Here is a 19,708-nt window from a genome sequence, read left to right on the forward strand (position 1 = left end):
AACGGAGACTGCTCCGTGGTCTTTGCCTGAACGGTCCGCGTTCCCTGCCCTTTACTGCGGCTTGGGGGCGCGGCGCGGCATGGAGTTCATGTTGTCCATGTCGGCGGCGATCTGCCATTTGCCGTCGGCGCCGCGCTTCAGCACGATGATGAACTTGCCGCCGTCCGGCTGGCCGGCCTGCTGTGCGAAGCCGCCGACGATGTAGGCCATATCCTTCGATTCGGAGTAGGCGATCGCGCGCAGGGCCAGCGGCCCGCCGGCGTTGCGCGCGTAGGCTGCAGTGATTTGCGCGGCGCCCTGCGCAGGCATCTGGCCGTTCGGAAGGGCCATGCCGTCCGCAGCGAACAGCGCGGCCACGGCAGCAGGGTTGTTGGCGCTCCAGTGTTTTTCGTAGTCGCGCAGGATGCGCTCGGCCTCCGGCGGCAACTGCACCGATGGCAGCGCCGGCGCTTGCGGCGCTGCGGCCTGCGGCGCGGGCGACTGGGCAAATGCGAGGATAGGTGCGGCGGACAGCGCGAGCACGCACGCGGCGGACTTCAGGTTCATGGGATTCCCTTGTGAGCGTTGGACGATGCGGTGCGGCGCTTCCAGTGTGGCCGCTCCTGCTGCGCGAGTATGTCGCGAATTGATTGTCCAGGCAACATACAGACGTCGCGCTCCGGCTCGCAAAGGCGGAGCGTGCCACGTAGGCCAGCCCCCTTCAGCTCATCGCCGGGAATTAGTCGAGGGTGACCTTCTCACCGGCTTCGAGTTCGGCCAGCGCCTGCTCGATCTCGGGGCGCAGCTCGCTCAGCGGCGTGTGCGCCAGCTCCTGCAGCGTGTGCCGCTTGGCCAGCTTCTTCGCTACCAGGTAGCCCATCACATAGCCGGAACGCGACGGCACTTCGGCCTTCTCGTCGAGGCCGAGGAAGTAGCGGCGGTAGTCGTCGGACGACTTCGAGTCGAGCAGCGCGCGCAGGTTCTTTGCCAGTCCCGGCACGTCGGCCAGCACGCGCTCGGGCGTATTGCGCGGCAGGCCGAAGATCTCGACGCCGCCAGTGCCGGGATTGAGCGCCTGCGCCACGTAGGTCGCCAGGCCCTCGCCCCACAGCGCGCCCAGGATGCCTTCCGGCTGGTCCTTGTGCTTGAACTGGCGGTGGTAGATGTGGAACAGCTCGTGGTGGAAGAACGGTTCAGGATTCGCACCTTTCCCGTACACCCAGGTGATCATGTCCAGGCCGAACAGCAGCGCGGAGTTGCCCTTGATGTTGCGCACGCCGCCATCGAAGCCGCCGAGCGAATACATGAAGTAGATGTCGCCGCTGTAGGCCAGGTCCGGGAACGACTTGCGGAAGGTGGTCTCGTACCTGGTCAGGTCCTTCGAGATGCGGTTCGAGACGTCGCGCATCACGTCCATCTGCGAACCGATCCGCTCCTGCACCATCTTGTAGCGCCGCACGATCTCGTCGTCCAGCGGCTTCCCGTTGCGGATGCCGACCACGTCGGCGGCATACACCTCCGGATAGCGCCTGGCGACCATGCGGTTGAACAGGACGGCCTGCGCTTCGGGCGCGAGGCCCTGCGTCTTCCCGTAGAACTCCCAGAAGGCCGGCATGAGGTTGATCACGCGGTAGCCCGGCTGCGGAGCGGCCGGCTTGCCGGCGCCGAATGCGGTAGTGGAGACGAGGAAGGCTGCAGCCAGCGGCAGCGCGCATCGCAGGAGACGGTTCATCTTGGGGTCCGATGTTAAAAAGACCACAAGCGTAATCCACTTGCTGGGATTTCGCAACTTAGCAGCAGGGATCACCTTTCATTGCCGCGAACTTGGAACGCATGTGCTACGGCCACCCGCCCCTGCCCATCGACCAGCGCCAACTTGTGGCGTCCCGCGACGGGACGCCATGACAGCGGCACATCGGCCGGCGCCAGGCGCTCCCCGTTCAACTGCCAGTACAGCCCCTGCCCGGCCTGCGCGCTGAAGCTCACCCGTTCCAGCTGTTCCGGGATGTCCGGATCGAGCGCCAGCAGCGCCCCGTCGGCGGGGTACAGGATGCGCGGGTTGCGCTGCTGCGGCGTCACCAGCGCCACCACCGCAGTGGCGGTGCCTGCGAGGAAGGCCTCCTCGCGCGGCGGCTCGAGCGCCGGGTCGAACGACACGGACTGCTTCACGACACCAGGCGGCGCCGCAGGCGGCTGGCCCGGCGTGTGCGCGTGCAGGTAATCCATCACGTCGCGCCACAGCGGCGCGGCGCCGGTCACGCCGGACACGTCCCACATCGGGCGTCCGTCGAAATTCCCGACCCACACGCCCACGGTGTAGCGCGCGGAATAACCCACCGCCCAGTTGTCGCGCATGTCCTTGCTGGTGCCGGTCTTCACCGCCGCCCAGTAGGTGGTGGCCAGGTCATTGCGCAGTCCGAAGGTAACGCTGCGCGCCGCCCGGTCCGACAGGATGTCCGAAACGATCCACGCCGCGACCGCATCGGCCACGCGGCGGCGCTGTTCGGGCGCGCGCGGCGCCAGCGCCGGCGTGCCGGCCATGCCGCCGTTGGCCAGCGTGCGGTAGGCATTGGCCAGGTCGAGCAGGGTCACCTCGGCCGATCCGAGCGCGAGCGCGAAACCGTAATAGCCCGCGTCCTCGCCGATCGTGCCCAGGCCCAGCGCGCGCAGGCGCTGCAGGAAGCGCTCCACGCCAACCAGCTGCAAGGTGCGCACGGCCGGCACGTTGAGCGATCCCGCCAGCGCATTGCGCACACTGACGTAGCCCTTGAACTGCCTGTCGTAGTTGTTGGGCACATACATGCCGCCGGCCGTCGCGATGTCGAGCGGCGCGTCGTCCACCAGCGAGGCCGCCGTCAGCAGGCGCCGCTCGATCGCCAGCGCGTACAGGAAGGGCTTGAGCGTGGACCCGGCCTGGCGCGGCGCGGCCACGCCGTCGACCTCCACGTCACCGGCATTGCCGACGTAGGCCAGGATGTCGCCGGACGCGTTGTCCAGCACGACCACGGCGCCGTCGTTCACGTTGCGCTCGCGCAGCGCGGCAAGGCGCTGGCGCAAGGCCGCGGTCGCGTAGCGCTGCAGTCCCGCGTCGAGCGTGCTGCGGGCGTTGGCGGAAGCGCCGGACAGCAGCTTGCGCGCGACCTGCGGCGCTGCCATCGACATGGCAGCGCTGGCCGCCGGCCGGTCCAGTGCGCGCAGCGTATCCCATTCGATGCCGGAGCACGGCGCAGCGAGCTGCATCGCGCGCGCCAGCGCGCAGGCGCGCCGCGCCACCGTGCGCGGCGATGCGCCGGGCGCGCGCACCAGGCTTGCCGCGATCACAGCCTCGGTCTCGTTCAGTCCGGACGCGGCCTTGCCGAACAGCCCGCGCGCCGCCGCGCCGATGCCGCGCATCTCGCCGCGAAACGGCGCCAGGTTCAGGTATGCCTCCAGGATCTGCTGCTTGCTCCACGCGGCTTCGATCTCGCGCGCGGCGAGCGCCTGGTCCCATTTCTGGCCGAGCGTGCGTCCGCCCTTGCCGCGCGCCAGCGCCGGATCGAGCATGGCCGCCAGCTGCATGGTGATGGTGGAGGCGCCGCGCGAGCCCGTCCCGGCCACGCTGTCCAGCGCCGCCTTGCCCATTGCGCGCAGGTCCACGCCGCCGTGCTGCATGAAACGCTGGTCCTCGGCGTGCACGATCGCGCGCCGCATCGCGGGCGAGATGTCGGCAAAGGCGACCCAGTGCAGGCGGCGCGCATCCATGTCGATGCGCAGCGACTGCACGGGCTCGCCGTGCCGGTCGAGCAGCACCGCATCGGACGGCCGGTGCGCCGCCCTCACCTGTTCCAGCGTGGGCGGCTGCGCCGCTGCCGCCCACGGGCACAGCGCCAGGACCAGGGCGAGCGCGCCGCGCACCTACTGCGCCACCGTCATGGGAGCATTCGGCAGGTCGCCGAACATCTCCGGGTTGTACATGGCTTCGACGTGCGTCGGCGGCAGCACGAACTGGCCCGCGTTATTCAGCCGGACCGTGTATTCCAGGCTCCATTTGCCCTTGGGGACGAACTCGTAATACGTGCGCAGGCCGGTATGGGCGCGCTCCCTGAAGGCCGGGATCACCCAGCCCCGCTGACGCTCGCCCGCAGACTGGATCTGCGAGTCGCCACCGAGTCCGCTGCCGAGCACCGTGGCGCCGGCCGGGATCGGATCGTCGACCACCACCCAGGTCATGTCTGCCTGCGCTTCGAGGTCGAGGCGCACGCGGTACACGTCGCCGCGCGACCACTTGCCCGGCTCCTTGCGGTCGACCGGCGTCACCGTACGCACGATGCGGTAGCCCGACGACAGCGGCGCGGCCAGCGGCACCGCCGCCAGTGACTGGACCGTCGCCCATGGCGCGCCGGCGCCGCTGTGCGCCAGTCCGAGCTGCTGCACGCCGGCGGGCCAGGCAAAGCGTGCGGTGTCCTGCCCCTCCGGCGCCGGCATCCCCACCGTTGCCGTCGAGGCGCCAAGGCGCGCGGCGGAGGCGCCGGTCACGGGAATACTCTCGAAGCGGGCCGAGAACTTCTCCATCGCCAGCACGCCCCACGCGTTCGCCACCGTCGTGTCCCAGCGGCCCTTGCGCTGGCGTCCGAGCGCACCGCGCGCCAGGCGTCCCATGTCTTCGCGCCATGCCGGGTTGTCCAGCATCGCCAGAAGCAGCCGGTTCGCGTTCGCGTCGGAAGACATCATCAGCCACCACCAGTCGTCGCTGCGTTCGGTCGAGAATCCCAGCGTGGTGCCCTGCAGGTTCAGGCGGGCGCGCAGCACCTGCCCGGCCTGCGCGAGCCGGGTGTCGCGCTCCGGCAGGCCCGGGCTGCGCTTCAGCACGAGGTACCAGTCGATCAGCGCCGCGGTCGGCCACAGGTTCGGCGCAACGTCGAAGGAGCCGAGCAGGTCGGCGCCGACCGGCTGCGAGCGCGACAGCGCCTCCAGCGCGCCGACCTTGCGCACCGCGAGGTCGGCCGTGCGCAAGGGACCGTGCCGCACCAGCGTGCCGCGCACGAAACCGGTCAGCCCCTGCACCATGCGTTCGCGCAGCGCGGCGGGAATGTCATAGCCGGCCTCGTGGGCCACGCTCAGCACATAGGCCGTCAACGTGTCCGACCCGCGCTCCATCAGCGTGAAGTACTTGACCAGGCCATCGCCGTCCAGGTGGGCGGGCAGCGCCGCCATCAGCACGTCCCAAGCCTTCCGGTCGCGCAGGGCGACCGCGCGCGAGGCGCGCTGCTCGAAGCAGGTGTACGAATAGGCTTGCATGTACTCGATCACGCCGGGCATCGCCGAAGCGAGCCTTGGCGTGAAACGCACCGCGATGCCGCCCCGTCCCGGCAACGCTCCGGCCGGCGCCTGCACCGGCAGCGCCAGCGGACGGTCGACACGCACCAGCGTGGCCTGCAGCGTGCGCACCGGCACCGCCGAGCCCACTTCCTGCTTCGTGCGCAGCAGGTCGCGCGCCTGTCCGGAGACCGCTTCCGCCTGCCATGCGAGCGACTTTGCACCGGCCGGCACGCTGTAGTCCCAGCCGATCTCGCGCGCCTGCCCGGCCTCCAGCGTCACCTGCTGCGCAGGCAGCACCGACGGCGCACCGCCGTCGGCCGCCACCGAGGCGGCGACGCGTGCGCTCATGCTGCCGCCGGAGGCGTTGCGGACGGTGAAATTGGCGCGCGCGCGGTCGCCCTCGCGCACCAGCTGCGGCAATCCGGACAGCAGCATCAGGTCCTGCGAGCTGCGCACTTCTGCCGCCCCGGTGCCGAACAGGCCTTCGCCGGCGCTGGCGATGGCCACGATCCGGAACGATGTGAGCGAATCGTTCAGCGGCACCTGCACACTGGCTTCGCCGTTCGCGTCCAGCGCCACGCGCGCCTTCCAGAACAGCAGCGTGTCGAACAGCTCGCGCCCCGCGCCGCGCCCGCCTCCGCCGCCCGGCGGCAGCGCCTTGCGGCCGAAGTGGCGCTTGCCCACCACCTGCATTTGCGCCGTCGACGTTTCCACCTGCAGGCTGCGCTCCTGCATCATCGCCTCCAGCAGGTTCCAGCTGGTGTTGGGCATCAGCTCCAGCAGCCCGGTGTCGACGGCTGCCAGCGCGATCTCCGCGCCGGCCGGCAGGCGCTTGCCGTCCGCGCGCGCGACCCGCACCCTGACGGCGGCCTTCTCGCGCACCTTGTAGACCTCCTTGTCCGCGCTCACCTGCACCTTCAGTTCATGCGCGGCCCAGCCGACCTGGACCCGCGCGATACCCAGCTTGTACGCAGGCTTGCCCAGGTCGACCAGCGCGGTCGGCTGGATGCCGGCGACGCGCCCGCGCACCACCAGCGCCGACACAAACACGTTCGGCGCATAGCCCGGCTTGACCGGGATGGTGAAGGTCGGGTCCTTGCCGCGCAGCCGCCGCACATAGCTGTCCATGACGCCTTCGCGCTCGACCGTCACCAGCGCGGTCGCCTCACGGAACGGGCTGCGCACCTGGAAGGTGGCGCGCTGCCCCGGCTCGTAGCGCTTCTGCAAAGGCAGCAGGTCGATGCGGTCGCTGTCCGAGACGTCGAACCATTGCTCGTCGCCGCCGGCCAGCCAGACATCGCGGCTGGCGAACACCGCGCGCCCCTGCGCATCGGCGGTGCGCGCCTGCACGATCACATTGCCTTGCGCGGGCGAAGCCACCGTGCATTCGAGCAGGCCCTTGTCGTCGGTGACGCCCTCGCACGCCTGGGCCACCTTGCGCACCTGCGCGGTGTGCTGGTAAGAATACAGGCCGCCCACCAGGCGCTTACGGTGGGTGTACGTGGTGCGCTGGAACAGCTCGATCGTCACGCGGCTGCCCGCGACCGGCTTGCCGTCCAGGTCCAGCACCACCGCCTGGAAGCGCAGCGCGTCCTGCTTTGCCACCCAGTCGTCCTGGCGCAGCCCGAGCGTGACGGAGGCCGGCCACAGCGCGACCCGCTGCGACACCGTCTGCACCTCCCCGTTCGGGTCCTGGTAGGACATCTCGGCGACCAGGCTTCCCGGCGTTTGCACCGCCGGCAGCTGGTCGATCGTCACGCGCGCGCCGCCGGCCTTGTCGAGCACGGCCTGCCGGGTGCGCACGTCGGGCGCCGCGCCGGCGCCCTCTTCCTCCTCGTAGCCTTCTTCCTGGAACGTGGTGGCCGATGTGGCGGCCGATTCGCGCACCTCCTCCGCGGCGAAGGCAAACGCCTCGTAGCCGGGGAACGACACCGAGCGCGGCGTCACGGTGGTGCGCACCGTGACCGGCGCGAACGAGGCGCCGCCGCCGGCCAGGTAATTGAGCTGCAGGTCGAGCGGCAGCGACGCCGGCGCGACCTGCGCCGCGCGCGGCCCCTGTACGCTGCCCTTCATGAGCGGCACGCGGAACTGCTCCACGCGGAACGAGCCGGACACGCGCCCGCCGACGAACACTTCGTACGTCCCGAGCTTCGCGCCATCCGGCACTTTCCACTCGCCCGCCGCCACCGCATTGGCGTCCCATTGCAGCGGCAGTTCGAACTTCTCGTCCGTCCCCTGGTGCACGATCCAGGCCTTTGCCGGCCGCGCGGACTGGTCGGCCACCTTCAGTTCGCTGGCGCGCCAGCCGTACGCGTCCGGCCGGCGCCGGTCGCCCGCGGCGACCGCCTCGACCCCGCGCATCGTGTGCTTGCGCAGGAAGTGCTTCATGTGCACCGTTTCGCCGGTACGCAACAGCATGCGGTCGAACACGGTCGCGGCGATGGTATCGTCGTCGGTCAGGCTGGCAGTGTTGACGCCAAAGCGGTACGGCTCGATCCCGTCGTTCCAGGACGACAGCGTGAAGGTCATGTCCTCGCCCAGCGTGGCGCTGACGAACAGGCGCTCGCCGCCGCGGCAGCCGGACGGCAGTTCCTGCGCGATCCGCGCGATGCCGTTGGCGTCGGTGCGGCCGGTCCACAACGGTTTGGCCTTGCAGCCGCGCACCGTCACCTGCGCGCCCGGCACCGGGCGTCCCTTGTCGAGCGAGGTCACCCACACCACCGACGAACGGCCGCCGCGCTTGAAGTGCGCCACCATATTGGTGACCAGCGCGGCGGCGCTCACGTAGGCGCTGCGCTTTTCCCCGGCCAGCGCCTCGCCCAGCATCGGGCTGGCGATTTCCACCACGTAGAAGCCGGGACGCGCGAGGGGGATGCCGATCACCTCCATGCCCGCGCCCTGCCTGCGCGGCAGCGTGATCTGCCGGGTCGCCACTGATTTCGGCAGCAACGGCTTTTTCATCTCCTCCAGGTACAGTTCGCGCGGCGACCATGAGCCCGGGTACGACAGCTTCTCCAGCCAGCCGATCACCTGCTCTTCGCTGGCGCGCACCACCGCGCCTTCAATGCCGGCGCCGGCGACCCTGGCCGCAAGCGGCCGCTCGACCGCGCGCACCGTGACCGGCAGCATGGGATTGGCGCGCGCCTCAAGGATGCCGAAACGTGCGGGGAACTTGACCAGCGGCGGGTACGGGCCGGTCCTGACCTGCATCGGGAACGACGCGGCATTGACCAGCGCCCGCCCGGCATCGTCGGCAAGGCCGGGTGGCAGCGACAGCGTCAGCGTGGCGTCCGGCGGGAACGGTCCCTTGAAGGTGATGCCGTCGACGGTGTTGGCGTCGTCCTGTTCCCGCTCCTGCACTGCCGGGTAGGCCTTGCCGTCCGCCCCGCGCAACGTGACCGCTGCCAGCGCTGCGCGCTCGACCGGTGCGCTGAAACTCAGCGACAGCGGCAGGAACGGGATGCAGCCGGCCTTGGGCGCCATGCGCTGGCAGCCGAAAGTGGCGCTGAAATCCGGGCGCGTGCGGAATGCGAGTTCCTGCGCCTGCGTGGTCGCCACGCCCGACTGGCCCGCGATGCCCGCGCCCCACACCAGCTGCATCCTGGCGCCGGCCGGCAAGGTGCGCTGGCACTGCAGCGCGACGACACGGTCGTCCGGCGCCTTGCCCTCCGGCGCGAACTGGCGCACGAAGTAGCGGTGCGCGGCCAGCATGCGCCCGCGCTCGGCGCCGCCGAGCACGCGCACGCCGATGCGCTCGTTCACGCCCTCGGCCTTGCACCAGGCGTGCGCCGCGACCGAGGCCGGCGTGGCGTCGCCGTCCAGGCCCAGCAGGAATACCTGGTCCTCGTCCACCTGCCAGCCTTCGCTGGGTTGCGACTGCATCACCGCGGGCCCGCCCGTGTCGAACGCATAGACGGCACCGGCGACCGGCCGGCCGCCCAGGTCGCGCAGGCCGGCCCGAAGCGTGAAGCTGCAGCGCTGCCCGGCCGCCAGGTCTTCCGTGAAATCGTAGCTCCAGTTGCGGGTGTCGATCCAGCGCCCCTGGCCGGCTGTCGGACACGACACCGTAAACGGATCCGGCTGCGCCAGCGTGCCCAAGGGGACCATGTCGGCAGAGAAGCGGGCGGTTGCCTGGCGCACCTTCTTCACGGTTCCCGTGGGGGAGAACGATTCCACGGCCGCCTGGCCGAAGGCCGGCGCAGAAGCAGTGGCGAGGCAGGCCAGGGCCAGCAACAGGGTCGGTGCGCGCATAGATTCCTTCCGTCCGTCGGGAAACGCCAGCATAGATAGGTGAACTCAAGCAACATTATGGTACGTCAACGGCCATTCTCATGTTGCTTTATTCGCATGCTCGTCGCTGCCGCCCCCGCCGCCGCCGCTGCAGGGGAGCGCAAATACCGATAGAATGATCCGGCAATTATTTTTTGGAAAGAAACAATGTCCCTCCCGCTCATCCTCAACCTTGTCTGCGCCCTTGGCGTGTTCGCCTGGCTGTACTGGATGCAGGAGCGGCATGCGACATTCACCCGCCGCGTGTTTGCCGCCCTTGGGATCGGCCTGTTGCTGGGCGCCGCGCTGCAGGGCCTGTACGGGGCCGAGTCGGCGGTGGTCAAGGACACCGCGGCCTACCTCGACATCGCGGGCGTCGGCTACGTCAAGCTGCTGCAGATGATCGTCATCCCGCTCATCATGGTGTCGATCATCTCGGCCATCCTCAAGCTCAAGGATGCGTCCTCGCTGGGCAAGATCAGCGTGCTGACGATCGGGCTGCTGATGGGCACGACACTGATCGCCGCCTCGGTCGGCGTGCTGATGGCCCATACCTTCGACCTGACGGCGATCGGCCTGACCTCGAGCAGCGCCGAAGTCGCGCGCGGCGAGTACCTGCTGAACAAGGTGCCGGAAGCGCAGGCGATCTCGCTGCCGGGCATGATCCTGTCGTTCATCCCGGAGAACCCGTTCCTGGACATGACCGGCGCGCGCAATACCTCCACCATCGCCGTGGTGCTGTTCTCCATCTTCGTGGCGATTTCGGCCACCGGCATCGCCGCCAAAAAACCGCAGGTGTTCGCCTCGTTCGACCACTTCATCGAAGTAGTCCACGCGCTTGTCATGCGCATGGTGACGCTGGTGCTGCGCCTGACCCCGTTCGGCGTGTTCGCGCTGATGACCAAGATGGCCGCCACCTCCAGCATCGACAACATCCTCGCGCTGATCAACTTCGTGGCCGCCTCGTACAGCGCGATCCTGATCATGTTCGGCGTGCACCTGCTGCTGATCGCCGCGGTCGGGCTCAAGCCGCTGCGCTTTGCGAGGAAGATCATGCCGGTGCTGGTGTTCGCCTTCACCTCGCGCACCAGCGCGGGCTCGATCCCGATGAGCGTGCAGGCCCAGACCACGCGCCTGGGCACCCCGGAAGGCATCGCCAACTTCGCCGCCTCGTTCGGCTCGACCATCGGCCAGAACGCCTGCGCGGGCATCTACCCGGCGATGCTGGCGGTGATGATCGCCCCGACCGTGGGCATCGACCCGTACACCGCCTCGTTCCTGCTGCCGATGCTGGCAATTGTCGTGATCGGCTCGGTCGGCGTGGCCGGCGTGGGCGGCGGCGCCACCTTCGCCGCCCTGATCGTGCTGTCCTCGCTCAACCTGCCGGTGGCCCTGGCCGGCCTGCTGATCTCGATCGAACCGCTGATCGACATGGGCCGCACCGCGCTCAACGTGAGCGGGTCCATCACCGCCGGCACCGTCACCAGCCGCCTGCTGGGCCAGACCGACACCGCCGTATTCAACAGCGATGCCGAGGTCGATCTCGACGTCGTGGAACAGCCCAGCGCGCCAAGCGCCCCGCCGGCCGCGCGTTAATCGTGCGCTGAGCCGCTGCCGAATCCGTCTATGATTGACCCAATTTTGACGGACCGACAGGCTGGCGATGGAACAGAAATGGCCCCAGCAGATCTGGCTGGTGCGGCATGGACAGAGCGCGGGCAACGTCGCGCGCGACGCGGCAGAAGCGGCAGCACACCACATCATTGACATCGAGCATCGCGATGTCGACACACCGCTCTCCCAGTTGGGGGTGCAGCAATCCGAAGCGCTGGCACGTTGGTTCGCGGCAATGCCGCCGGACCAGCGCCCCAATGTGGTGCTGCATTCGCCCTACGTGCGTGCCGCCGAAACCGCACGCATCGTGCTGCACCAGATGGGCGGCGCCGACACCGTGCAGGCCGACGAGCGCCTGCGCGAAAAGGAATTCGGCATCCTTGACCGCTTGACTCCGCTCGGCATCGCCCATAAGTACCCGGAACTGCACGAGCAGCGCAGCCACGTCGGCAAGTTCTACTTCCGCCCGCCGGGCGGCGAAAGCTGGTGCGACGTGATCCTGCGCCTGCGCAGCGTGCTCGACACCATCGTGCGCGAGCACCGCGGCGAACGCGTGCTGGTGGTGGCGCACCAGGTCATCGTGAACTGTTTCCGCTATCTGCTGGAAAGAATGACGGAAGCGGAAATCCTGGAATTCGACCGCGCCGGCGACGTGCCGAACTGCTCGGTGACCTCGTACCGCTTCGACCCGGCGCGCGGAACGAAAGGCAAGCTGGTGGTGGACCTGGTGAACTTTATTGCGCCGCTGGAAGATTCGGGAACGCCGGTGACGGTACAGAAAGATGTGCCCGCTGCTCCGAAAGCGTAGGCGGCCCCACCCGATGCCGCCCCGCACCGCGCAGACCATCGACGACGCCCTGCTGGCCGGCTGGCCCCTGCCGCAGCCGGACGCAGGCGGCGACAAGGAAGTGCGCGGCCACGTGCTGGTGCTGGGCGGCTCGCACGAAATGCCGGGATCGGTGATCCTGGCCGCCACCGCCGCCATGCGCGCGGGCGCGGGCAAGCTGACGATCGCCACCGGCGCCAGCGTGGCGCAAACGGTGGCGCTGGCGATGCCGGAATCGCGCGTGATCGGCCTGCCCGAAACGCCCGACGGCGGCATCATTCCCGGCGCTGCGGCGCGCCTGGACCGGATTGCCGACCGCGTCGACGCGGTACTGGTCGGGCCGGGCATGCAGGACGATGCGGCCACCGCGGCGCTGGTGCGCGAGCTGCTGGCCAGGCTGGGCAGCACGCCATTGGTGCTGGATGCCTGCGCGATGGACATCGTGGCCCGGCACGAAGAACGGTTTGAAGTACCAGTCATCGTCACGCCACACGCAGGCGAAATGGCGCACCTGACGGGCGGTGACAAGCGCGACATCCTGGCGGATCCCGACCGCTTCGCGATCAGCGCAGCCGAACGCTGGAATGCCGTGGTGGCGCTCAAGGGCGCGCGCACGGTGATCGCGACACCCGGCGACGGCAAGTTGTGGCAGCACGAAGGCGGCAATATCGGCCTGGCGACCTCCGGCTCCGGCGACACGCTCGCCGGCATCGTGGCCGGCCTGGCCGCGCGGGGGGCGACCCTCGCGCAAGCCGCTTGCTGGGGCGTGGCATTGCATGCCCGCGCCGGCGAACGGCTCGCGGCACGTTTCGGCGTGCTCGGCTACCTTGCGCGCGAGATTCCCGCTGAGGTCCCCGCCCTCATGGAAGCGCTGGCGCGCCAGGATTGACCCTGCCGCCGGGCAGCAAGCCTGTCCCGGCAGGAATGGCTGTGACAGTGACCGCAGGCCATGAACCTTTACCGGCCCCGCTGGTCAAAACTCCGCAGCTCGATTTCACTCGGCTTGTTGCCGGTGGAACAGGCGGCGGTTACCCGACTTAACCATGAGGAGCTTTGAATGAACGCACTGACCAACACCCCGAAGGTACTGCTGGGCGCCGCACTGCTGGCCGCGCTGCTCGGCGGATGCAAGAAGACCGAAACCACCACCACCACGACCACTGAGCCGGCGGCCACGGCTCCGGCCACGACCACCGGCACCACGGGCGCGACCGGCACCACCGACACCGGCACCATGACCCCGCCGGCCGAGACCACCACCACGACCACCACCACCACCACCCCGCCGGCCGACACCACCGGCACCACTCCGCCGGCCGACGCGACGGGCACCACCGGCACCGGCACCGGTACCGGCGCCACCACCAGCGGCACCTCGACCGGCGGCGAGACCGGCACTGGCACCGGCACCGGCACCGAGGACACCTCGACCAAGCGCAACCGCGACAAATACTGACGCGGCGGGGACGGTCCCCAGATAAAAAAAGAGCCTGCTGTTGCAGGCTCTTTTGTTTTACGGCAGCGCCCTGGCGGGCGCCCGGGCTCAGGCGGCTGCGCCGCGGCGGCCCATGGCGAAACCGACCAGCTTCATGACCATGCGGTAGATGAAGCGCACGAACGTAATCGTCAGCAGCGCTTCGACGAAGGTCATGATGAACGCCGGCAGCGCGGACCAGCGGCCCACACGGCGGTGGAACTTCGCGCCCATGCGGTCGACCGAGATCTCGATGCTGTCGTAGAAAGTCGGCACCACCAGCAGCGTCAGGATGGTCGAGGTGATCACGCCGCCGATGATGGCAATCGCCATCGGACGGTAGAACTCGCCGCCCTCGCCCAAGCCCAGCGCCACCGGCAGCATGCCGGCGATCAGCGCGAACGTGGTCATCAGGATCGGACGCAGGCGGACCCGGCCAGCGTGCATCAGCGACTCCTCGCGGCCATAGCCTTCCGCCTCACGCTTGCGGGCCGCGTCCAGCAGCAGGATTGCGTTCTTGGCCACCAGGCCCATCAGCATGATGATGCCGATGAAGCTCATCAGGTTCAGCGTGTTGCCGGTGATCAGCAGCGCCAGCACCACGCCGATCAGCGACAGCGGCAGCGACAGCATCACGCCCATCGGTGCGGTGAAGGAGCCGAACTGCATCACCAGGATCAGGTACATCAGGCCGATACCGGATACCAGCGCGATCGTCATCTCGCGGAACAGCTCGGCCTGGTCTTGCGACTGGCCGGCCAGTTGCAGGCCGTAGCCTGGCGGGAACTGGAATTCCTTGGCCAGCTTCATCGCGTCTGCAGTGACCTCGCCGTTGGAGCGGCCCTGGGCATTTGCCGAGACAGTAATGGTACGGTTGCCGTCGGTGTGCTGGATGCTGGACGGACCCTTGCCCATCGTGATGGTAGCGATCTGGTCGAGCGGCACCATCTGGTTGGTTCCGGTGACGGCGATCGGCAGGCGCTCGATGTTCGAGGCATCCACGCGATCTTCCGGATGCAGGCGCACCGACACATCGCGGGTTTCGCCGGATGGATCGACCCAGTCGCCGATCTCGACGCCGGCGAAGGCAACGCGCAGCGATTGGGCGGCATCGCTGACCGAAATACCCATCGAGTTGGCCAGCCCGCGGTCCAGTTCGATCTGCAGTTCGTTCTTTGGATCCTGCTCCGACAGGCCGACATCGACCGCACCGGGAACCTGGCGCAGCTTGTCCATGTAGGCACTGGTCAGTTCCATCAGCTTGCGCGAATCGGCGCCGAAGAAGCGAATCTGGACCGGCTTGCTACCGCCGTTGTTCAAGTCTTCCTGCACCGTGTACTCGGCGCCGACCAGGTGGCTGACCTTTTCGCGCAGTTCCTTGGCGATTTCCTTGGCGCTGCGTTCACGCTCGTTTTTCTTGCCGATGTCGACGTACACGCGGCCGCCGCTGGCACGGATCCACGAGTTGGTTTCTTTGGTTTCCTTGATTTCGCGCGCCAGTACCGCCGCCGCTTCCATCTTCAGGCGGGCATATTCCAGCGAGGACGACGCCGGAGTGCGCACATCGATCGCAATCGTGCGCGAGTTGACTGCCGGCAGGAAGCTGGAACCGCCGAAGAAGCCGTGCAGCGCAATCGCGGCCACGAAGGTGCTCAGCGCGATCGCCGCCATCCACTTGCGGTGGTGCAGCGCCCAACCGACCACGTTGCCGTAGCGGTCAGCCTGGTGATCGAACCACTCGTTGAAGCGGTGCAGTACGGCCGAGATGCCCTTCTTTGGCGCCGTATGGTAGTCGGGCGGATCGCCCCAATAGGCCGACAGCATCGGATCGAGCGTGAAGGAAATGAACAGCGACACCATCACCGATACCGTGACCGTCAGGGCAAACGGACGGAACCATTCGCCGGCCATGCCCGGCATGAACGCCACCGGAATGAACACCGCCATGATGGAGAACGTGGTGGCAGCCACCGCCAGGCCGATTTCAGCGGTGCCCTCGAGCGCCGCCTTGCGGCGGTCCGAGCCCATTTGCATATGGCGCACGATGTTCTCGCGCACCACGATCGCATCGTCGATCAGCACGCCGATCGCCAGCGACAGCGCGAGCAGCGTCATGAAGTTCAGGGTAAAGCCGCAAAGCCAGATACCGATGAACGCGGCCACCACCGAGGTCGGCAGCGACAGCGCGGTAATCAGGGTCGAGCGCCAGGAGTTCAGGAACGCGTACACCACGAAGATGGTCAGCAGCGCGCCCAGCACCAGCGCTTCGATCACGTTGTTCAGGCTGCTCTGCGCATCCTCGCCGCCATCGCGGGTGATTTCCAGCTTGGTGCCGGCAGGAAGCTCGGCCTGGATTTCATCCACCAGCTTGCGCACGTCCTTCGCCACCGAGACGGTGGAGGCATCGCGCGAGCGGTTGACCTGGATGCCGACGTTCGCCTTGCCGCTGCGGATCGTCATGCTTTCCGGCTCGGCGAAGCTGTCGGCGATCTCGGCCACCTGGCCAAGGCGCACGATCTCGTCGCCGCGGCGCTTGATCACGATCTGCTGGAAGTCTTCCGGACGCTCGATGCGGCCGACCAGGCGGATACTCTGCTCTTCCAGTGTGCCGCGCACCTTGCCCACAGGGGCATTGGTATTCTGGGTACGCAGCGCGGAGGTGACCTCGCTCACCGAGACATTGTATTCGCGCAGCTTTTCGGCACGCAGCAGCACCGTCAGCTCGCGCCGCAGGGCGCCGTTGACGTTGACATTGGACACCCCTGGCACGCCGCGGAAGCGGTCGGCCAGCTCATCCTCGGCAAAGCGCGAGATCTCGGCATGCGACTGGCTGCTGGTGGACAGGGCCAGGTTCATGATCGGCTCCTGGCTCATGTCGAAACGGCGCAGGATCGGCTCGCGCATCTCGATCGGCAGCTTGTAGCGCACCGCCGCGATCGCGTTGCGCACGTCGTCGCTTGCCTCGATCAGGTTGCGGTCGAAGTCGAACTCGATCTCGAAGAAGGCCGAGCCTTCGTTGGCGCGGGAACGGATCTCCTGCACGCCCTGGACGCTCTGCAGCGATTTCTCGATGCGGTTGACGATTTCACGCTCGACCGTGTCGGGCGAGGCGCCGGGGTAAGGAATCGACAGGAACAGCGAAGGGATTTCGACGTCCGGATTCTGATTGACGCGCAGCTTGGACAGCGCAAGCATGCCCAGCGCCATCATCGCGACGATCAGGACAACCGTAGCGATCGGTCGCTTGATACTGAAGTTGGACAGGAACATGGTTTAGTTTCCTTGTGCTGGCTGGGTGGTGCCTGCGGCGCTGGCCACTTTGGAAGCAGCCGACATCACGACCTTCTGGCCCGGTTCGAAGTTCGAGCTCGGGGTGCGCAGCACCACGTCGCCGGCGGCCAGGCCGCTCTTGACTTCGAAGAAACCGGTGCGGGCGTCGCGCGGGCCCAGCTTGAGGTCCGCCTTTTGCAGCTTGCTGTCCTTGACGCGCCATGCGTAGGCGCTGTCGCCGTTACGCACCAGCGCCTGCTCCGGCAGCGCCACGGCATCACGCGAATCGGACAGGATGGTGCCTTCAGCATACAGGCCCGACACGCGCGGCTGCGGCGAATCCGGGCTGAACGAGACCAGCACTTCGACCTGGCGGGTGACGTCGTTGGCGGCCGGATCGACACGGCGCACCACGCCGCGGAATTCCTGGTCGCCGTAGCCGTTCACGCGGAAGGTGACCGGCAGGCCCGGACGCACCTCGGAGATCTTGTCGGCCGACACGCGGCCTTCGAAACGCATCGAGTTCGGGTCGATGACTTTCAGCAGTTCCTTGCCGATCGAGGCGGTGTCCCCGGCCGATACCTTGCGGTCGGACACGACACCGTCGAACGGGGCGCGCACGGCGGTGCGGGCCAGCTGCTGGCGCGCGGTGGCGGCGCGCGAGCGCGCGGCGGCCAGGTCGGACTGGGCATTGTTGCGGCGCACCTGGGCGTCGTCCATGGCCTGGACCGACGTCATGCCGGACTCGCGCAGGGTCTTCATGCGGGTCAGGGTGCGTTCGGCCTGCTCGAAGGCCTGGGCCGATGCGCGCGCGGCTTCGTCGGCGGAGGACAGGGCGTCGCGGATCGCGGTATCGTCCAGGCGCACCAGCAGGTCGCCCTTGCGCACCACGTCACCATTCTCCTTCAGCACCTGCAGGACCACGGCCGACACCTCGGCGCGCAGGTCGGCGCGGCGTTCAGGCTGGACCGAACCGGTCACGACCGGGCCGGACGTCATGGCGTTCGACTTGACGGTCAGGATATCTTCCGGAGCGACGGTCAGGCTGGTGGGGGCTTTTTTGCCATTGGCCTGCGCGGTGGCCGGGGCGCCGGCTTTGGCAGGCTCCTTCGGAGCTTCCTTGCTGCAAGCAGCAAGGGCCGAAGCGATGGCGAGGACTAGAATGGTTTTGCGCAGCATTATGGTTCTCCGGAATGTTATCTCTATAAACCTAGAATTAGGTAAGGTCTGCTGCGGCGAAGTATCCGGAGCAGCACGACGTTCGTCAATCGGCCATCTGTCGGTTTGCGGTTTTCGATGGCTGAACTGCGGTTTTTGGCGACTGAAATGCATGCGGCCGTATCGCCGCCCATCCTGCCGCCCCGCGTCAGGCGGCTGGCGCCAGTGTAAATACCGCGTAACCGACCAGCATGCCGGTCACGATCCCGCCGCAGATTTCGACCAGCGTGTGGCCCATCCGTTCGCGCAGCGCCGGCAGCGGATCCTTGCCCACGGCCAGGCGGTTGATCGCCGCAGCCTGGCGCCCGACGTGCTGGCGCAGGCTGTTGGCGTCGATCATCACGATGAACGCCAGCGTCACCGCCACGCCGAAGGCCGGATGCCCGATCCCTTCGCGCAGCGCGATCAGGGTCGCCATGCTCACCACCACCGAACTGTGGTTGCTGGGGAAACCGCCATTGCCTACCAGGTCAAATGCCCAGCGGCGCTTGCGCGCGCTGTTGATCAGGAATTTGATGGGCCCGACCACAATCCAGGTAATGAACGGGGTCAGCAGGTAGGCGAGGTCCATCAGGCGACTTTCTTATAGTGGGAAAACCACGGATTATGGCAGCCGATTACCCTTCTGTACATCGGTCCTTGCCACCGCCGACGCCGCAAGCGCGTAAGATGGGGCAAGCGTAGCATCCCATTCAACATTGACGAGGAAGCAATGCGTCATTTCCGCGTTTCGCTGGCCGTGACCGTCATCCTGCTGGGCCTTGCCACATGGTGGGGCTACTACCAGCTCGGCTGGCGCGGCGCGCTGGCCGGACTGTGGCTGGCGATCGTACTCGGCATCATGGAAGTGTCGCTGTCCTTCGACAACGCGGTGGTCAATGCCTCCGTGCTCAAGCACTGGAACCCGTTCTGGCAGAAACTCTTCCTCACGGTCGGGATCCTGATCGCCGTGTTCGGCATGCGCCTCCTGTTCCCCTTGCTGATCGTCGCGGTCGCCACCGGCCTGGGGCTGGTCGAAGTCGGGGCGATGGCGCTGGACGACCCGGGCTCCTACGCCCGCCACCTGAACGAGCATGCCGCCCAGGTGGCGGCCTTCGGTGGCGCGTTCCTGCTGCTGGTGTTCCTGAACTTCGTGTTCGACGAGCAGAAGACCCTGCACTGGCTGGGCCGGGCCGAAGCCAAGCTGGTTGAGTTCGGCTCCGAAGGGCTCGCCATCGTGATCGTCATCTCGGCGCTGTTCGGCTGCGTATCGATGGTGCCGCTCTCCAGCCGCTATGCCGTGCTGGCGGCGGGCGTGGCCGGGGTGGCGGTGTATGCGGCGGTGCGCTGGATCGCGGTGGTGCTGGCGCGCGGCCAGTCGGGGGTGGCGCACCGTGCGGTCGTCAGCGGCAGCCTGGGCGGCTTCCTGTACCTGGAAGTGCTCGATGCCTCGTTCAGCTTCGACGGCGTGATCGGCGCCTTTGCGGTGACCAACGACGTCGTGGTGATCATGCTCGGGCTGGCGATCGGCGCCGTGTTCGTGCGCTCCACCACCGTCTACCTGGTGCGCGAAGGGACGCTCGACCGCTTCGTGTTCCTCAAGCATGGCGCGCACTATGCGATCGGGATCCTGGCCGTGATCATGCTCGCCAGCGTCGAATATCACGTCCCGGAGTGGCTGCCGGGCCTGTCGGGTGTGCTGTTCATCGCGGTGTCGCTGTGGTCTTCGGTGCGCTACCAGCGCGCGACACAGGCTGATGGGAGTTGAACGGGCGCCGGTC

12 protein-coding genes are annotated in these 19,708 nt (G+C 67.9%); 5 read left to right on the forward strand and 7 right to left on the reverse strand.

Features of this window, described 5'->3' with window-relative positions; genetic code table 11:
* Nucleotides 1–51: 51 nt before the first annotated feature.
* The 4 genes from ACFSQR_RS05615 to ACFSQR_RS05630 all read right to left on the reverse strand — a co-directional run bounded on the left by ACFSQR_RS05615 (nt 52) and on the right by ACFSQR_RS05630 (nt 9,528).
* Nucleotides 52–546, reverse strand: coding sequence for a YybH family protein (locus ACFSQR_RS05615; RefSeq protein WP_377728639.1), 495 nt, complete (start codon nt 544–546; stop codon nt 52–54).
* 172 nt (nt 547–718) lie between these two features.
* Complete coding sequence (locus ACFSQR_RS05620) at nt 719–1,711, reverse strand: DUF2268 domain-containing putative Zn-dependent protease (RefSeq protein ID WP_377728640.1); 993 nt, start codon at nt 1,709–1,711, stop codon at nt 719–721.
* Between the two features lie 71 nt (nt 1,712–1,782).
* On the reverse strand, nt 1,783–3,873 hold the full coding sequence (gene pbpC, locus ACFSQR_RS05625) for a penicillin-binding protein 1C (protein ID WP_377728641.1): 2,091 nt from the start codon (nt 3,871–3,873) through the stop codon (nt 1,783–1,785).
* Nucleotides 3,874–9,528, reverse strand: a complete 5,655-nt coding sequence (locus tag ACFSQR_RS05630) for an alpha-2-macroglobulin (protein ID WP_377728642.1) — start codon at nt 9,526–9,528, stop codon at nt 3,874–3,876. It abuts the gene before it with no gap.
* Nucleotides 9,529–9,714: 186 nt separating this feature from the next.
* Between ACFSQR_RS05630 and ACFSQR_RS05635 the strand changes: the two genes are divergently transcribed.
* The 4 genes from ACFSQR_RS05635 (at nt 9,715) to ACFSQR_RS05650 (ending at nt 13,442) form a co-directional block, all read left to right on the forward strand.
* Nucleotides 9,715–11,142, forward strand: coding sequence for an L-cystine transporter (locus ACFSQR_RS05635; RefSeq protein WP_377728643.1), 1,428 nt, complete (start codon nt 9,715–9,717; stop codon nt 11,140–11,142).
* Nucleotides 11,143–11,209: 67 nt separating this feature from the next.
* On the forward strand, nt 11,210–11,968 hold the full coding sequence (locus ACFSQR_RS05640) for a histidine phosphatase family protein (protein WP_377728644.1): 759 nt from the start codon (nt 11,210–11,212) through the stop codon (nt 11,966–11,968).
* 13 nt (nt 11,969–11,981) lie between these two features.
* Nucleotides 11,982–12,875 (forward strand): NAD(P)H-hydrate dehydratase, encoded by an 894-nt coding sequence (locus tag ACFSQR_RS05645; RefSeq protein ID WP_377728645.1) that lies wholly within the window; start codon nt 11,982–11,984, stop codon nt 12,873–12,875.
* A 168-nt stretch (nt 12,876–13,043) separates the two neighbouring features.
* Nucleotides 13,044–13,442 carry a hypothetical protein gene (locus ACFSQR_RS05650; protein ID WP_377728646.1) on the forward strand — a complete coding sequence of 133 codons (399 nt, stop codon included), beginning with the start codon at nt 13,044–13,046 and terminating at the stop codon, nt 13,440–13,442.
* An 87-nt stretch (nt 13,443–13,529) separates the two neighbouring features.
* Here ACFSQR_RS05650 and ACFSQR_RS05655 read toward each other — a convergent pair whose 3' ends face one another.
* From ACFSQR_RS05655 to ACFSQR_RS05665, 3 genes are all read right to left on the reverse strand, one after another.
* Nucleotides 13,530–16,730 (reverse strand): efflux RND transporter permease subunit, encoded by a 3,201-nt coding sequence (locus tag ACFSQR_RS05655; protein ID WP_377728647.1) that lies wholly within the window; start codon nt 16,728–16,730, stop codon nt 13,530–13,532.
* A gap of 3 nt (nt 16,731–16,733) precedes the next feature.
* On the reverse strand, nt 16,734–17,909 hold the full coding sequence (locus ACFSQR_RS05660; RefSeq protein WP_377728648.1) for an efflux RND transporter periplasmic adaptor subunit: 1,176 nt from the start codon (nt 17,907–17,909) through the stop codon (nt 16,734–16,736).
* Between the two features lie 187 nt (nt 17,910–18,096).
* The gene (locus ACFSQR_RS05665; RefSeq protein WP_377728649.1) at nt 18,097–18,519 is read right to left on the reverse strand and encodes a divergent PAP2 family protein; all 423 of its coding nucleotides are present in this window, start codon (nt 18,517–18,519) and stop codon (nt 18,097–18,099) included.
* A 141-nt stretch (nt 18,520–18,660) separates the two neighbouring features.
* Between ACFSQR_RS05665 and ACFSQR_RS05670 the strand changes: the two genes are divergently transcribed.
* A complete protein-coding gene (locus ACFSQR_RS05670; protein WP_377728650.1) occupies nt 18,661–19,695 on the forward strand; it encodes a DUF475 domain-containing protein in 1,035 nt (344 codons plus the stop codon).
* The last annotated feature ends 13 nt before the right edge of the window (nt 19,696–19,708 follow it).

The organism is Pseudoduganella sp. GCM10020061, assembly GCF_042683405.1.
Lineage (GTDB): Bacteria > Pseudomonadota > Gammaproteobacteria > Burkholderiales > Burkholderiaceae_D > Telluria.

Bases quoted from the DNA above. Each gene is read 5' to 3' on its own strand.
- ACFSQR_RS05635 (WP_377728643.1), top strand. From the start codon at position 9,715: ATGTCCCTCCCGCTCATCCTCAACCTTGTCTGCGCCCTTGGCGTGTTC.
- ACFSQR_RS05630 (WP_377728642.1), bottom strand. From the start codon at position 9,528: ATGCGCGCACCGACCCTGTTGCTGGCCCTGGCCTGCCTCGCCACTGCT.
- ACFSQR_RS05665 (WP_377728649.1), bottom strand. From the start codon at position 18,519: ATGGACCTCGCCTACCTGCTGACCCCGTTCATTACCTGGATTGTGGTC.
- ACFSQR_RS05670 (WP_377728650.1), top strand. From the start codon at position 18,661: ATGCGTCATTTCCGCGTTTCGCTGGCCGTGACCGTCATCCTGCTGGGC.
- ACFSQR_RS05655 (WP_377728647.1), bottom strand. From the start codon at position 16,730: ATGTTCCTGTCCAACTTCAGTATCAAGCGACCGATCGCTACGGTTGTC.
- ACFSQR_RS05615 (WP_377728639.1), bottom strand. From the start codon at position 546: ATGAACCTGAAGTCCGCCGCGTGCGTGCTCGCGCTGTCCGCCGCACCT.
- ACFSQR_RS05650 (WP_377728646.1), top strand. From the start codon at position 13,044: ATGAACGCACTGACCAACACCCCGAAGGTACTGCTGGGCGCCGCACTG.
- ACFSQR_RS05660 (WP_377728648.1), bottom strand. From the start codon at position 17,909: ATGCTGCGCAAAACCATTCTAGTCCTCGCCATCGCTTCGGCCCTTGCT.
- ACFSQR_RS05645 (WP_377728645.1), top strand. From the start codon at position 11,982: ATGCCGCCCCGCACCGCGCAGACCATCGACGACGCCCTGCTGGCCGGC.
- ACFSQR_RS05620 (WP_377728640.1), bottom strand. From the start codon at position 1,711: ATGAACCGTCTCCTGCGATGCGCGCTGCCGCTGGCTGCAGCCTTCCTC.
- ACFSQR_RS05640 (WP_377728644.1), top strand. From the start codon at position 11,210: ATGGAACAGAAATGGCCCCAGCAGATCTGGCTGGTGCGGCATGGACAG.